The following is a 15,263-nucleotide window of genomic DNA, read 5'->3' as shown; positions in this document are numbered from 1 at the left end:
TATGGAGCAACATTTCGGTAAACCAACTCATTTGGATGACTGAAATGGACTAAAAATCATGAATATAAAACCACCATTAGGGCTCGTTGTGCTGCTAATGATGTTTCCGCAAATTATGGAAACCATTTATAGCCCTGCTTTGCCTAATATTGCAGAAAACTTTGCTGTGTCGGTTGCCGCTGCATCGCAAACCTTATCTGTGTACTTTATGGCCTTTGCCATCGGCGTATTTTGCTGGGGCCGCTTAGCCGACATTATTGGTCGCCGTAAAGCTATGCTCGCGGGATTAGTCTGTTATGCCATTGGCTCAGCGTTAGCCTTGATGGTTAGCGACTTTAGCCTGTTGTTGATGGCCCGCATATTGTCGGCCTTTGGCGCGGCAGTGGGGTCTGTGATTACCCAAACTATGATGCGTGACAGTTATAGCGGAGAGGAATTAGCGAAAGTTTTTTCTGTGATGGGAATGTCACTTGGAATAAGCCCAGTTATCGGATTGCTATTGGGCAGTGTCCTCAGTGCGTATTGGGGATATCAAGGTGTGTTTGTCGCACTCATGGTCTCTGCGATCGTGTTGTTATTTTTGTCTGTAAAATCTTTACCCGAAACCAAACCCGCACACACCCAGAAAATCGCCATAGGCGAGTTAGCGATTAAGATGCTTACCGATAGTGGGATTATTAAGAACACCTTGTTGGTGGCGGCGTTTAATCTGATGTGGTTTAGCTACTTTTCACTGGCGCCATTTATGTTTGAGGCGCAAGGGTTATCGACGCTTGCCTTTGGTACCAGTGGCTTACTGTTAGGCTTTGGTACATTCCTTGGCAGTTATGTTAATAAAATAATGCTGGGTCGAGGCCACACCGGTGCACGACTGGTTCGCTTAGCCAGTGCTATTGCACTTGTCGGTGGATTGGGGATTTGGCTGATCCAATCGACCTTTATAGGGCTGAATAATGTTTACTTTTTAGCGCCTATGCTATTGATTGTGATTGCTTACGGTATCGCGATTCCGAACATACTCAGCTCGGCTCTGGCAAACTACCGCGCCTATGCGGGCTCTGCTGGCGCACTCTTCGGACTGTTTTATTACATTTTGTTGGGACTAGGTTTAGGCGGCGCAGGAATCATTCACCATTTAGGTATAGTGATTACGTTAAGTGCACTGCTTTGTGTTGGATTAGGTGTAAATGTGGGCTTAGCCCATAAAGCAAAAAACGCTTAAATATAAATAGAAAAAGCCAAGGCACTGATTGCCTTGGCTTTTTGTTATGTGATTATTTACATTTATGAGTAGGCGTGAAGCGCTAGGCCTTAGGCGCAAGCTCCTGCTGTTTTGCGGCCGCCTCTTGGTCCGCTAACTCTTGCGCTTTAATTGCCGCTTCAAGCTTAGCTTCAACATATCCCGGTGAATGGGTCGCTGCCGAGATTAATCGATACATGGCGGGGATGACGAGTAGGGTCACAAAGGTGGCGAATGCCATACCGAAGAACACTACAGTACCTACAGCGATACGACTTTCTGAGCCTGCGCCCGTCGAGAAAATTAACGGTACAGCGCCCACTAATGTGGTGAAGGCTGTCATTAGGATTGGCCGCAAACGACGGGATGAAGCGTCGATAATGGCTTTATCGAGTTCAAAGCCGCGGTCACGTAATTGGTTAGCAAACTCCACGATAAGGATACCGTTTTTGGTCACCATACCAATCAACATGATCATGCCTATCTGACTGTAGATGTTGATCCCTTGACTGGTGATCAGTAGACCTAAGAAACCGCCAAATACGCCCATAGGCACAGTAAACATCACCACTAACGGGTTGATAAAACTTTCAAACTGCGCGGCTAACACTAAGTAAGCGACCAGTAAGGCCAAACCAAATACGATGAAGATACTGCTTTGGTTTTCCTTAAAGTCTTTGGATTCGCCGGTGTAACCAATGGAAATATCCTTAGGTAATAATTCAATGGCTTTAGCATCAAGAAACTTTAAGCCTTCACCTAAGGTGTAACCTTCACTGACGTTAGCCTTGAGGGTGATCGATTTTTGCTTATTGGTGTGACTTAATCTTTGTGCCGAAGCAATTTCTTCGATATGGGTCACGGTATCAAGCGTCACTAATTCGCCTTTACCGGAACGTATGTAGATTTGGCTAAGATCGCCAACGTTGTTAAAACTGTTTTCATCACCGCGCAAGTACACATCGTACTCTTCGCCGCGATCCACATAGGTGGTTTCGGTGCGACCGCCGAGCATGACTTCTAAGGTTTGCGAGACGTCATCGACACTGATCCCAAGCTCCGCAGCGCGTTCTTTATCAACAGTAACGATAAGCTCAGGCGTGGTTTCGGCGTAGTCTAAATCGGCGCCTTCCATCATAGGGCTGGCATTGGCTTCTTCTTTGAGCACCTGCGCCCACTTAAAGAGTTCGGCATAGTCCGAACCACCAAGCACAAATTGCACCGGTTCGCTCGATTGGCCCCTAAAGCCTGGCATCATAGGGCGAACCATCACATCGGGAATGTCCTTCAATGCTTTGCTAATAATCCCAAGCGCTTGCTGTGCGGATTCGGTGCGTGTGCCCCAATCTTCAAGCTGCATGATCACAAAGCCCGTTTGATCGCCCGCACGGCCACCAAACGCGGGGGCTTGCACGCTGAAGGAGCGCAGCACACCTTGACCCAGCAAGGGCATGAGTCTGTCTTCGACTATGTCCATGTTAGCTGTCATACGGTTATAACTGGTGCCTTCGGCGCCTTTAACAAAGGCGAACAATACGCCGCGGTCTTCCTGCGGCGCCAGCTGTGACGGCACTTGTTGCATTAACCAAGCACTGCCGCCAATACAGGCGAGGATAACTAAGGGCGCGAGTAGACGAAGTTTAATCGCCCGAGTAACAGCGACGCGATAGACGCTTTCCATGCGGGCAAAACCGCGATCGACCCAACGATTAAAGCGATTCGGTTTGACGTTGGCTTTAAGTAATTTGCTGCTCAGCACGGGCGTAAGTGTCAGTGCTACTAAGGAGGAAAACAGCACCGACACCGCCAACATCACGGAGAACTCGGTAAATAAAAGTCCGACCATGCCCTCCATAAAGGAAATCGGCAGGAATACCATGACTAATACCGCCGTGGTGGCGACAACGGCAAAGCCGACTTCGCGGGTGCCTTTATAGGCGGCGAGTAAGGGCTCTTCGCCTTTTTCGATATGGTGGAAAATGTTCTCGACCACCACAATCGCATCATCGACCACTAGACCGATGGAGAGGATTAACGCCATTAATGTCAGTAGGTTAATCGAATAACCTAGCATGTTAGCGGCGATAAATGCCGAGATTAACGATACCGGAACCGTTACCGCAGGGATGAGTGTTGCCCGCGCTTGTCCGATAAAGATATACAGCACGAGTACCACTAAGGCGCCGGTGACATAAAGGGTGCTATAGACCTCGTTAATCGAGCGGTCGATAAATACGGTAGAGTCGAAGTCGACCACTAGGCTAGTGCCTTCGGGCAGGAAGTCTTGTACGCGGTCGACTTCTTGGTGCACTTCTTTGGCAACGAGCAATGGGTTGGCATCGGACTGGGCAATAATGCCTAAACTGATGTTAACGATACCATCGCTTTTGAAGGTCGAGTTTTCGTTTTGTGCGCCGACAGCCACATCGGCCACATCTTTTAAGTAGATAGGCGTGCCATCGCTGGCGGTACGCACCACAAGGTAGTCAAAATCCTTTGGCGTGTAATACAAGCGTTTGGTACGGACCGACATCACTGTGGTGTCGTTTCGCACTTGGCCGCCGGGTGTTTCGATGTTTTCTTTACGCAGCGCGTTCGTTATGTCGGTGACTGTGACATTGCGGCCTGCCATTTGCTCGGGTCTGAGCTTGACGTACATGACCTTGTATAAACCGCCGGAAATACTGATGGAGCTCACGCCACTGATAAGGCTGAATCTGTCCTCTAACACGCGCTGGGCGTAATCCGTTAATTGAGTGCGGTCCATCACACTCGAACTTAAATTAACATAGACGGAGGGCTCGCCCGAACCGTTGTCTTTGGAGACAACAGGATCTTTCGCATCTTCAGGCAGCCTGCGCTGGGCGCGGGCCACAGCGTCACGCACATCACTTACGCCTTCGGTTAAGTTCCACCCGAGGAGGAATTTCACTGTGATACGCGAGCTACCATTACGGGTGGTCGACGTGATTTCGTCGATACCACTGATCCCCGTCAGTTCATCTTCTAGGGTTTTAGTGATCTGGCTTTCCATAATGGCCGCCGACGCACCCGAGTAACTGGTGCTAATGGTGACCACAGGGCTTTCGACGTCGGGCATTTCCCGTATCGACAATTTAGAGAAGGAGACTATGCCGAATACGCACAGCAGTAAGCTTAAAACGATGGCAACGACAGGGCGTTTAACCGAAACATCGGATAACCACATTATTTAGTCTCCGTAGCTTTTGGGCTTGAAAGCTCAGCCGCACGGGTAGATGCCTTGGCATCGAGCGTCACTTCATTGATTTTCAGGCCATCGCGCATATTCACTAAGCCTTGTACGACGACTTTGTCACCTATTTTTAAACCGTTTTCAATCAAGACTTGGTTATCGATACGCGCACCTAACTGCACTTCGGTGCGGTTGGCGATGTGATCGGCGCTAACCACGTACACGTAACGTTTAGTGCCTGAATATTCAAGGGCTTGTACTGGCACCATAGGTGCTGAAATTGCAGGGAACGTGATAGTGGACGACATCATCATGCCAGGTTTTAAGCGATTTTTGGGGTTGTCGAATTGCACCCGCACTTTAAGGTTTAAGGTTTCTTCATTGACGCGTGGATCGATAGCGACAACTTTACCGGTAAAGGTTTCATCCGGCCAAGCACGGCTGGTGGCCGCCACTTGCATACCTATGCTCAATTGCGACAGGAAATGCTCTGGCACTTGTAAGTCGAGGCGCATGCTAGATAAATCATCCAGCGACATTAATTCAGTGCCTATGCTGACCATCTTGCCTTCGCTGAAATTAATCAGTCCAGTATTGCCCGCAAACGGTGCAATCAGCGAGTGGTAATGTAAATCCGCTTGGGCTGAAGCTAAACGTGCTTGGGCGATATCCACACTGGCTTTTTGTGCGTCAATTTCGGTTTGGGTGATGGCGTTACGGCTGATCAGTTTTTCAAATTCTTTGAGTTTACGTTTTTCATCGTTGAGAAACGCATTGGCCTCTGCAACGGCAGCTTGGGTTTTCATATCATCGAGTTCGATGAGCAACTGGCCTTTTTTCACCGCTTGGTTTGAGGTCACGGCGACTTTCTTAATCTTACCTGTGACTTGCGGCGCTATGATCACTGCGCGTTCGGCAGCGAGTTTGCCGATAAGCGAGATAGATTGTGCTAACGGATATTCAACGACTTCCCCCGTGACCACTGGAACGGTACGCATAAGGTGGGGAGCGCTTTCGGGTTTGGCTGCTTGAAGGACATCACTAAAACTCACCGCTGTGGCGATAACCGCAAGCAGGGCAATGGCAATAATGGTTTTTTTCATTGTAATTATTATCTCGCGCAAAGGCAGTTGAAAAAGGTGATAGCTCTAATGGGGCTATTCTAGTGAATAACCTACCCGAGTTGGGTAAAAGTTTGTAAAGGTAAGCAAACGAAAATGAAAGAAATTGTGTTTTTTGAGCCTTGAACACAATTCAACGCGGCTTTTGCGGTTTTTTTTGTGCAAAGGGCCAGTGCGAGAAGACCCACGTGCGCTAGGGATGGACCTCAGTACGCGTTTTTTCCACTGGGGCTTGAGTCGTTTCAACCTGAGGATATTGGCTTAAAATGGAAGCTAATCGACCATCGCTACGCATACTTTCTAAGCCTTGATTAAAATCCGTCACTAACTGCTGATGATCCGTCACGGCCAGAGACACCCCTAAGTGAAATACCTCTGTCGCTATGGGTTGACCGACTTGTTCAAAGGCATCGTTATATTCAGCGGGGCCTTTTTTAATTAAGTATCTGGCTAAATTATGGCCAATCAAGACTAAGTCGATACGCTTTAAAAATAGCTTCTTGAGGTTCATTTCATCCGAATTACCTTCTTCGGTGGTGAGCCCTGCGGCGAAGATTTCGGGTGGATTAGCGTAACCGCGACCTATGCCAATCGTGTAGGGCTTGAGCTCAGAGAGCTGACTAAAGCTCAGCGGCGCATCTTTACGTTTATAAAACACGATTTGTACGGGTTGGATTGGCGCAGAATATTGAGCCCATTGCTCACGCTCTTTGCGATACCAGAGTCCAATAATGCCATCGGCTTGGCCCGTTTTAACGAGTAAGGCTGCGCGAGCGAAGGGATAAAACTTAAGGCTGGCATTGTAACCTTGGCGTTTAAAGGCTTCTTTGACCACTTGGGCGACGCCGCCCTGTTCGGGTAAAGCATCGGCATAAAAAGGAGGGTAGTTAGTGGCGACTAAATGGAGTTCTCGACCCGCAAATGCGGGGTGGATAAAGCCGAGCATAAACAAGCAAAAGCCAGATAATGTGAGTAATTTTTTCCCCATATCTACTCCAGCACTTAGGTGAGTCGCACTTGGCTTGAGTATAGTCAGAGTTAATAAAAACTGGCGAACTTATGAGTACTAAGATGAGTGCATGTTGAGAGCAATATAGATTTAGAACTATGCCGATTAAGAGCCATGCAGATTGAGAACGCTACAGATTTAGAACCATGGTGGGTGCCCGTTTTACCTTTGCTTATTTATACATTCGCGCCCTAACTTATTTATGCATTAGGGCGCTTGGGCATTCACATATTATGGCGAAGATATTAGTGAGGTATTTTATAGCGAAACCTGCTCACCCTGATACAGACCGCGGCTGAGTTTGCCGGCGTCGATAAGTAACAGTTCACCGGATTGACCACTCTTAATGCTGCTGTCTATCGCAATGATTTTATTGTGATAGAGACCAAGCACTTGCTCCTGCGATGTGTGTCCAACGACAATATGCTCGACCTTGAAATAGCTCAGTATGCTATCGATATCCGACTCTTTCAGTTCATCTTTAAAGTAACCGCGATACCAAGTTGGACCATTGGTAAAAAACAGAAAGTTGAGTAAATCATCTTGCTTCAAATCGGCTTTTTTATCATCTAAATGCTGACGAAATAGTTGGTTAGCCTCGCTGATATGTAATTTACGCTCGACCCATTCAGGGCTGATGCCCCCATGCATAAACAAGATATTATTGATTTTGACTAATGTGTGTTTGCTGCGAAGCCACTGGCCGATTTCGGTGTCTTTGTTGTAGAGCCCATCGTAGTGGCGTTTGAGTAAATCTGCCGAGACTTGATAGCGTTCGTTGACGTAGCGTAAGTCGCCGCGGAACACCATTTGCTCGTGGTTGCCCATGAGTAGATGTAAGCGCCCGCCCGCAGCTTGAGCTTCTTGATCTAAGGCATATAAAAACCACAATACTTCATTGACTTGATGGCCACGGTCAAACATGTCGCCCGTCATCACCATATGACCGTCATCAAAGGCCCAGTGGTTATCTTTGTCGATAATCTTATGGGCTTTTAGTAAGTTAATCATCACATCAAATTGGCCGTGCACATCGCTAAGGGCGACAATTTTGCTGACATGAGTAAAGGTATCGGGCTCAACCGTGGCCGCTAGTGTGTGAAGATGGGGCTCTGGTAATTCACCGCAACTGGCAGGGCGAGTTAACTGCGCCTTCGCAATCGGCGTTTGTTTTAGCTCACTCTGGCAAATCCAATAGGCAGTGTCTTTTTGAGCATTGTCCAAAAACACATAAGGGCCATCGGTGACGCTGCTTTCTTGAATATTTAGTTCTGGCTCGGCCTCACTGGTATTGGCCGCCAATGAGTTAAAGGAGAGTGTGACAAAAGGGAGTGCGGTGACAAACCATAACAGGGACGTGAATTTTCTATGTCGCTTGAGTATCCATTGGCTGGCTCGACTCAGTCGGGTGATAGATAGTGTGATTGGGTGAGCCCCGACTGGCATCGAATTGATTTGCATTAGACCGCATCCTTGTTCTTGTTTTAGTTATTCATTCTGTCATTTTAGACACTTGAGTTGATGAGTCTTCGAATGTGTAACTTTGCGAAGTTAATCTCAAGTGTTCAATTTTAAACGCTCAGACTCAAGCGCTTAATCTCAAGTACTTAGTTTCAAGTGCTCAACATATTGAAAAGACTAAATCATACGGATAAGGCTTAGGGTCGACAAGTCACTAGGCGGGCTAAATTAAACTTGCCCGCCTCATTATTCAGTTATTTCATACTTGTATGTCTATAGCTGATGACTGTAGTTGCATGGCATTAAACGTTGCATGCATTGACATTTACATGGCATTGACGACGGTATGACTATCGACAAACTGTTCGAAACTGACGATTTTGCCGCTGTGTATCTTCCATAAATGGGCGACTCGGGCGCTAAAATATTTGCCCGTTTTGACATAGGTACCTGAATAAGTGCCGAAGGCAAAAAACTTATCGCCTTGGGCGACATAGTCTTCGATATCGACGCGATAGTTATCCCATTCAGTTTCGAGGCGAGCGAACACCTTGGTGGCTATCGCGCTAAAGCCTATGTAAGTGCCCGCATAGGGAAAACCTGCCGCCTCTGTCCAGCGTGCGTCACTCGCTAATGCATGCTGAAGATTTTTGGCGTTCTCGGCAGAGCTACTTCCCTCATAGGTGCTTTTAACCAGTGCAAGATTCGCATCAGTCTGCCTTGCTGTTTCTATAAGACTTAACTGAGCAGGCTCACTCACTAATGAACCTGTTGAAACACCATTAAGTATTGGCATGATTATGACGCAAATTGCGCTTCAAGATGGCTTAACCACTGGGCGGGTTGGCCGTAGAAGCGGTTGATATTAATGGCGGTGATGTTGCCGTCATTATCCTCTATAGCCATCGAAGGGAAACCTTGGGCACCTATCAGATTCAATAATGCTCTGGACTCAACGATATGCTCATACAGCTTGTCTTCACCTTGGGCATAATGCTGCGCAAAGCCTATAGGGTCGAGCCCAAGTTCAGCGGCTAACCTTGCGAGATTACCTTCATCACTGGCGCTGTGACCATCGCGGTAATGGGCCAGTTGTACTGAGTGTAGATAGGCCAAACTGTCGCCGCCCATAGCATCGACTGCGAGCATGGCTTTAATGGGGGGCGCCGAGTCGAGTACGACTGTGGTATCGCGCAGCAGACCATCGAAATAGTTCTCACCAAAAGGCTGTCCGGTTAGCTCGGCAATGCGCAGATCGTGGGGCATAACATAGTCGCGCCAGTTGGCATCGATTTGTTTGCGTCTTGGGCCTGTGAGCATACCGCCGCCGTGGAGCTTAATGGTAAAGCCAGCTTTGGCTGCAGCATCGAGTAACGGCGCTGCGGCATAACACCAACCACATAAAGGGTCGATAATCGCGTGCAGAGTACGCACTTTGGTCGCTGGTGTGCAGTTGGCCGTGCTAGCAGAATGAGTTGTTGGGGTAGTCATAGTGTTAAACCTTTTGGCTTAAGTTCGTCGCTACATTAGCGACTAAAGCCCTTTGATATCATCGATTAAAATCGTTAGTTTGGTACCGTTATTTAGGTGCGGTCATTTAGCTAAAAAATGGCACGCAATCGAACACGTGCCTGTCTTTAACTGTTTGCACTTAACTATCTTTTACACCTAACTAGCTGTACCTCATCGCCGAGATAGGTATGGCTGGACTTACATAGGCCAGGTCATTTCGCCCATGTAAACTTTGGCGCTGATTTCAAGCCCTGCATCGGCTGGCATTTGTGGGTATAGCGCCAGCATCTTTTGGATTAATTCGGCTGAATCTTTCGAGGCTTTTGCTGCGACTTCAAAGGCTTTCACATAGTCACGGGTAAAACCGATGGCACGGGTATCAAATCGCGCTTCGCCTAAATAGTGCCCCGGGATCACTGTGGTCGGCAGCAGTTTTTCCATCGCATCTAAATGAGTTAACCATTCCTGACGCTCTGCGGTAGTTTGAGTGTCAGCCATCCAAACATGCGTGTTATCAAATACTTCTACGCCACCTGTAATGGTTTTTGCCGATGGCACCCACAGGAAAGTGTGTTTAGGATGTTTATCATTAAAACCTTCGATAATCACTTGCTCACCGTCTATGGTGAAAGTGTCGCTGTGAATCGCCTTAGGTAACACTAATTCACTTGGCGCATTGTCCTTTAAAATCGGACCCCAGTAGGCGAGCTTGCCTTCCATTGAGGCTTTAATGGCATCGACTGTGGTTTGAGTCGCGACAATTTGTGCATCGGGGAAATTCTTTTTAATCACGGCTAAGCCGAAATAAAAGTCAGGGTCACTATGGCTGATATATACCTGAGTCAGCTTTTTACCGCTGGCCTTAATCGTATCAACCAAGGTTTGGGCATCGTTATTTTGAAATTGCGCATCGACTAACATCATTTCGTGTTCGCCGCTGATAAAGCTCGATGACACGGCAAAGATGCTGTTTTCGCCCGGATTAAAATGGCTCACTTGCAATGGTGCCGCATTGACCGCGCCGAGTCCCGCTAGCAGTAAGGTAGCGGCTAGGCTGATTTTAGACGAGGCCTTCAATGTGGCGTTAACTGTGTTGCGTATAGCATAGGTCGATGTGTTCATTTTTGGCTCACTTATAGTCACAGGATGAAAGAGTAAAAAGGTTCGATTTAGCATTCATTGATTTGCAGCTGCTGCAAAAAGTGAGTTAAGTATAGGTTGCAATAATCAATAGATAAATGCGAGTATCTGCCCATATTTGTTGCATTAATCGGACGAATGGCCGGATGTACTCTTAGTTATTATTCATGTGGGGCGCGAGTATGTGAGTGAGCCTTCGAGTGATTGAAAGTGAGTGATTAAACGTTATTGATTGAACGTGAGTGGAGATAAATCATGGATAGACTCGAAGCGGCTAAAGTGTTTGTCACTATTGTCGAGCGCGGCAGCATGATAAGCGCCGCCAATGCTTTAGATATGTCGCGTTCTATGGTGACCCGTTACTTGAGCGAAATGGAAGAATGGTCCGGCGCTAGATTGTTGCATCGTTCGACGCGTAGCCTCAGCTTAACGCCAGCGGGTGAGCAAGTGCTGGATTATTGCCATCGACTGCTCGAACTGGCGAACGAAGTGCCAGCGGTGAGTCATGCTTCGGTGGCGATTCCGCGCGGATTATTGCGCATTAGCTGCTCCCAGTTTTTGGCGCATCAGATTTTAGCGCCCGTGGTGCACCAATACTTAGCCAGTTATCCGCAGGCGAGTGTGAATATCCACGTGAGTAGTCAAACTGTCGATCTGGTCGCCGAGCGGATTGATCTGGCGATTCGCATCACCAATGAACTCGATCCTAACCTTATCGCAAGGCGCTTGGGGGAATGTGAATCTGTGGTGTGCGCTGCACCGAGTTACCTTGCCACCCGCGCCGCCGTGCTGCATCCCGAAGATTTGACCCAGCATAATTGCTTAACCTATTCCTACTTTGGCGATGTGATGTGGCGCTTTTATCAAGCCGATGTGGCTGCGAAGCAGGCTCAGGCGCTGAACTCTGATCCTAAGTTAAACCAAGGTCAGGCGTTTAATGTGCCTGTGAATGGCAATTTCAGCGCCAATGATTCTATGGTGGTGCTCAATGCCACGCTGGCAGGTGAGGGGATTGCAATGCAACCGCTGTGGGCGGCTAAACCCTATTTAGATTCGGGTCAGTTAGTGCCTTTATTGACTGAGTTCATGCCGCAGTCACTGGGTGTGTATGGTGTGTATCAATCCCGCAAACACATGCAACCCGCACTCAGGGTGATGATGGACATGCTGGTGGCTTATTTTGCCAGTTTGAAAAACTGAGTCGTTTTATCGGAACTATTCGACAGCATCCAATAAAAACAAGTCGATAAAGCGAGTCCAGAAAAACTATTCATAAAAACTTCCCCATAAAAAGCATCCAATAAAAAGGAGCGCAGATCCTTAGACCTGAGCTCCTTTTTTGCTTAATCAATTATGCGTTTGACTACTTAATCATGCGCTTGTATTTCAAGCGGTGTGGCTCAACTACATCGGCGCCATAGGTATTTTTCAACCATGCCGAGTATTCTGTGTAGTTACCTTCGTAGAAGTTCACTTGGCCTTCGTCACGGTAATCCAGAATGTGGGTCGCGATACGGTCGAGGAACCAACGGTCATGCGAAATCACCATAGCGCAACCAGGGAATTCCAGAATCGCTTCTTCCAGTGCGCGCAGGGTTTCAACGTCTAAGTCGTTAGTCGGTTCGTCGAGTAATAACACGTTACCGCCCGCTTGCAGCAGTTTGGCTAAATGTACTCGGTTACGTTCACCACCCGACAAGGTGCCGATGACTTTTTGCTGATCGCCACCACGGAAGTTGAAGCGGCCTACATAGGCGCGGCTCGGGATTTCCATGTTGTTGATACGCATGATGTCTTGACCACCGGAGATTTCTTCCCAAATGGTGTTTTTATCATTCATTGAATCGCGGAACTGCTCAACCGATGCCAATTGCACAGTATCACCCAGCTCAATACTGCCGCTGTCTGGCGTTTCAGCGCCGGATAACATGCGGAACAGGGTTGATTTACCCGCGCCGTTGGCACCGATAATACCGACGATAGCGCCCTTAGGCACAGAGAACGACAGGTTGTCGATGAGTACGCGGTCACCATAAGATTTGGTCAGGTTATTCACTTCAATGACCTTGTCGCCTAAACGTGGTCCGGGCGGAATAAACAGCTCGTTGGTTTCGTTACGTTTTTGGTAATCGTTAGTGTTCAGTTCTTCAAAGCGCGCCATACGAGCCTTGCCCTTAGACTGACGGCCTTTGGCACCTTGGCGTACCCATTCCAATTCCTTGGCAATGGTTTTTTGGCGGGCACTTTCGGTAGCCGATTCTTGCTTCAGACGGGCATCTTTCTGCTCAAGCCATGAAGAATAGTTACCTTCCCACGGAATACCTTCACCGCGGTCGAGTTCTAAAATCCAGCCAGCGGCATTGTCGAGGAAGTATCTGTCATGGGTAATTGCGACCACAGTACCGGCATATTCCTGCAAAAAGTGCTCAAGCCACGCCACAGATTCAGCATCCAAGTGGTTGGTGGGTTCGTCCAGTAGCAGCATTTCTGGCTTTTCAAGCAGCAAACGACAAATCGCTACGCGGCGACGTTCACCACCGGATAACACTTCGATTTTTTCATCCCAATCCGGCAGACGCAGGGCGTTGGCGGCGCGCTCAAGGACGTACTCTAAGTTATGGGCATCTTGGGCTTGGATAATCGCTTCGAGTTCGCCTTGCTCTTTTGCAAGGGCGTCGAAATCGGCGTCCGGCTCGGCGTAGGCCGCGTAAACGGCATCGAGGCGAGTCAGGGCATTTTTTGCCTCTGCTACCGCTTCTTCAATCGCTTCACGCACGGTTTGATTCGGATCGAGTTTAGGTTCCTGCGGCAGGTAACCGATTTTCAATCCCGGCATTGGGCGCGCTTCACCTTCAATTTCGGTGTCGATACCCGCCATAATGCGCAGTAGTGTCGACTTACCTGAACCGTTGAGGCCGAGTACGCCAATTTTGGCGCCGGGGAAAAAGCTTAAAGAAATATCTTTAAGGATCTGCTTCTTAGGCGGAACAATTTTACCCACCCGCAGCATGCTGTAAACAAACTGAGCCATTTTTCTCTATCTTAAGTGACTAATGATGCGGCTAATTCTACTCGATTGTGCGCCGAACTCAACTCGACAATGAGCCAAGTTCAAGTACTATCCACAGGAATTTCATGTTTCAAATACTGGGATTGTGGTCGCGTTCCGAGTAGAATACCGCGCAACCCTACCTATAAGAATTGGCAGCTGGAGTAAGCAATGCTGAAAAAAGATATGAATATCGCAGATTATGATCCGGAACTGTTTAAGGCAATTCAGAATGAAACTCTGCGTCAAGAAGAGCATATTGAGCTGATTGCTTCTGAAAACTACACCAGTCCACGCGTGATGGAAGCGCAAGGTTCACAGTTAACCAATAAGTACGCTGAAGGCTATCCAGGCAAGCGTTACTACGGTGGTTGTGAGTATGTGGACGTAGTTGAAACCTTAGCGATTGAACGTGCTAAAGAATTGTTTGGCGCAACTTACGCTAACGTACAACCTCATTCAGGTTCACAGGCAAACAGCGCTGTTTACATGGCATTGTTAAAACCTGGCGATACCGTACTGGGCATGAACTTAGCCCACGGTGGTCACTTGACCCACGGTTCACCCGTTAACTTCTCTGGCAAACTGTACAACATCATTCCTTACGGTATCGACGAGTCAGGTAAAATTGACTACGACGAAATGGAACGTCTGGCCGTAGAACATAAGCCTAAGATGATGATCGGCGGTTTCTCTGCCTATTCTGGTATCGTTGACTGGGCAAAAATGCGTGAAATCGCAGACAAAATAGGTGCTTACCTATTTGTCGATATGGCGCACGTTGCCGGTCTTATTGCTGCTGGCGTTTATCCAAATCCAGTACCACACGCACACGTTGTGACGTCAACGACCCATAAAACTTTAGCCGGTCCTCGTGGTGGCGTGATCCTGTCTGCTGCTGATGATGAAGACTTGTATAAGAAGTTGAATTCAGCGGTATTCCCAGGCGGTCAAGGTGGCCCATTAATGCACGTTATCGCTGGTAAAGCGGTTGCGTTCAAAGAAGCCTTAGAGCCAGAATTTAAAGTGTACCAACAGCAAGTAGTTAATAACGCTAAAGCTATGGTTGAAGTGTTCCTTGAGCGCGGTTACAAAATCGTCTCTGGCGGAACCAGCAACCACTTGATGCTAGTTGATCTGATTGGTCGTGACTTAACCGGTAAAGAAGCCGATGCCGCCTTAGGTAGCGCTAACATTACCGTGAACAAAAACTCAGTGCCAAACGATCCACGTTCACCTTTTGTGACCTCAGGTGTGCGTATCGGTACGCCAGCCATTACGCGCCGCGGCTTTAAAGAAGCGGAATCGAAAGAGCTGACAGGCTGGATTTGTGACATCCTTGATGATGCAAGCAATCCTGCTGTGATTGAGCGTGTTAAGGGCCAAGTATTGGCACTGTGTGCACGTTTCCCTGTTTACGGTTAATCTGTAAATAGTCTCCTTTTTGTGGTGCTGAGCCTAACAAGCATCAGGTGGTTAACCTCAGCCCATAAATAGGATAAAATCCCATGGCCGCA

At 48.0% G+C, this 15,263-nt stretch carries 11 protein-coding genes; 3 read left to right on the top strand and 8 right to left on the bottom strand.

Going from position 1 to position 15,263, the window contains the following annotated elements:
* Positions 1-58: 58 nt before the first annotated feature.
* Positions 59-1,222 (top strand): multidrug effflux MFS transporter, encoded by a 1,164-nt coding sequence (locus AC5YB3_RS05580; RefSeq protein ID WP_432367507.1) that lies wholly within the window; start codon positions 59-61, stop codon positions 1,220-1,222.
* 82 nt (positions 1,223-1,304) lie between these two features.
* Here AC5YB3_RS05580 and AC5YB3_RS05575 read toward each other — a convergent pair whose 3' ends face one another.
* The 7 genes from AC5YB3_RS05575 to AC5YB3_RS05545 form a co-directional block, all read right to left on the bottom strand.
* The gene (locus AC5YB3_RS05575; RefSeq protein WP_494526717.1) at positions 1,305-4,448 is read right to left on the bottom strand and encodes a multidrug efflux RND transporter permease subunit; all 3,144 of its coding nucleotides are present in this window, start codon (positions 4,446-4,448) and stop codon (positions 1,305-1,307) included.
* A complete protein-coding gene (locus AC5YB3_RS05570; RefSeq protein ID WP_259522288.1) occupies positions 4,448-5,557 on the bottom strand; it encodes an efflux RND transporter periplasmic adaptor subunit in 1,110 nt (369 codons plus the stop codon). The genes AC5YB3_RS05575 and AC5YB3_RS05570 overlap by 1 nt, the downstream gene beginning before the upstream one ends.
* Positions 5,558-5,768: 211 nt before the next feature.
* Complete coding sequence (locus AC5YB3_RS05565) at positions 5,769-6,563, bottom strand: substrate-binding periplasmic protein (protein WP_011847468.1); 795 nt, start codon at positions 6,561-6,563, stop codon at positions 5,769-5,771.
* Between the two features lie 279 nt (positions 6,564-6,842).
* Complete coding sequence (locus AC5YB3_RS05560; RefSeq protein ID WP_494526716.1) at positions 6,843-8,045, bottom strand: metallophosphoesterase; 1,203 nt, start codon at positions 8,043-8,045, stop codon at positions 6,843-6,845.
* Between the two features lie 325 nt (positions 8,046-8,370).
* On the bottom strand, positions 8,371-8,841 hold the full coding sequence (locus AC5YB3_RS05555) for a nuclear transport factor 2 family protein (protein ID WP_494526715.1): 471 nt from the start codon (positions 8,839-8,841) through the stop codon (positions 8,371-8,373).
* Between the two features lie 2 nt (positions 8,842-8,843).
* Positions 8,844-9,536 (bottom strand): DsbA family protein, encoded by a 693-nt coding sequence (locus AC5YB3_RS05550; RefSeq protein WP_494526714.1) that lies wholly within the window; start codon positions 9,534-9,536, stop codon positions 8,844-8,846.
* Between the two features lie 219 nt (positions 9,537-9,755).
* Complete coding sequence (locus AC5YB3_RS05545) at positions 9,756-10,679, bottom strand: MBL fold metallo-hydrolase (protein WP_006086880.1); 924 nt, start codon at positions 10,677-10,679, stop codon at positions 9,756-9,758.
* A 273-nt stretch (positions 10,680-10,952) separates the two neighbouring features.
* Between AC5YB3_RS05545 and AC5YB3_RS05540 the strand changes: the two genes are divergently transcribed.
* Positions 10,953-11,897, top strand: a complete 945-nt coding sequence (locus AC5YB3_RS05540) for a LysR family transcriptional regulator (RefSeq protein WP_432395524.1) — start codon at positions 10,953-10,955, stop codon at positions 11,895-11,897.
* Between the two features lie 163 nt (positions 11,898-12,060).
* On the opposite strand, the gene ettA is transcribed toward AC5YB3_RS05540, so the two are convergent.
* Positions 12,061-13,728 carry an energy-dependent translational throttle protein EttA gene (ettA, locus tag AC5YB3_RS05535; protein ID WP_006086878.1) on the bottom strand — a complete coding sequence of 556 codons (1,668 nt, stop codon included), beginning with the start codon at positions 13,726-13,728 and terminating at the stop codon, positions 12,061-12,063.
* A 189-nt stretch (positions 13,729-13,917) separates the two neighbouring features.
* On the opposite strand from ettA, the gene glyA reads away from it, so the two are divergent.
* Positions 13,918-15,171: a serine hydroxymethyltransferase gene (glyA, locus tag AC5YB3_RS05530; RefSeq protein WP_006082644.1), complete on the top strand. Its 1,254-nt coding sequence runs from the start codon at positions 13,918-13,920 to the stop codon at positions 15,169-15,171.
* Positions 15,172-15,263 lie beyond the last annotated feature (92 nt).

The sequence above is a fragment of the Shewanella sp. 1311 genome (genome assembly GCF_059338235.1).
The sequence above is the reverse complement of the archived record's forward strand: the minus strand, read 5'-3'. Positions and strand labels throughout refer to the sequence as shown.

Coding starts and splice junctions, on each gene's coding strand:
- AC5YB3_RS05580 (WP_432367507.1), top strand. CDS start 59: ATGAATATAAAACCACCATTAGGGCTCGTTGTGCTGCTAATGATGTTT.
- AC5YB3_RS05575 (WP_494526717.1), bottom strand. CDS start 4,448: ATGTGGTTATCCGATGTTTCGGTTAAACGCCCTGTCGTTGCCATCGTT.
- AC5YB3_RS05570 (WP_259522288.1), bottom strand. CDS start 5,557: ATGAAAAAAACCATTATTGCCATTGCCCTGCTTGCGGTTATCGCCACA.
- AC5YB3_RS05565 (WP_011847468.1), bottom strand. CDS start 6,563: ATGGGGAAAAAATTACTCACATTATCTGGCTTTTGCTTGTTTATGCTC.
- AC5YB3_RS05560 (WP_494526716.1), bottom strand. CDS start 8,045: ATGCAAATCAATTCGATGCCAGTCGGGGCTCACCCAATCACACTATCT.
- AC5YB3_RS05555 (WP_494526715.1), bottom strand. CDS start 8,841: ATGCCAATACTTAATGGTGTTTCAACAGGTTCATTAGTGAGTGAGCCT.
- AC5YB3_RS05550 (WP_494526714.1), bottom strand. CDS start 9,536: ATGACTACCCCAACAACTCATTCTGCTAGCACGGCCAACTGCACACCA.
- AC5YB3_RS05545 (WP_006086880.1), bottom strand. CDS start 10,679: ATGAACACATCGACCTATGCTATACGCAACACAGTTAACGCCACATTG.
- AC5YB3_RS05540 (WP_432395524.1), top strand. CDS start 10,953: ATGGATAGACTCGAAGCGGCTAAAGTGTTTGTCACTATTGTCGAGCGC.
- ettA (WP_006086878.1), bottom strand. CDS start 13,728: ATGGCTCAGTTTGTTTACAGCATGCTGCGGGTGGGTAAAATTGTTCCG.
- glyA (WP_006082644.1), top strand. CDS start 13,918: ATGCTGAAAAAAGATATGAATATCGCAGATTATGATCCGGAACTGTTT.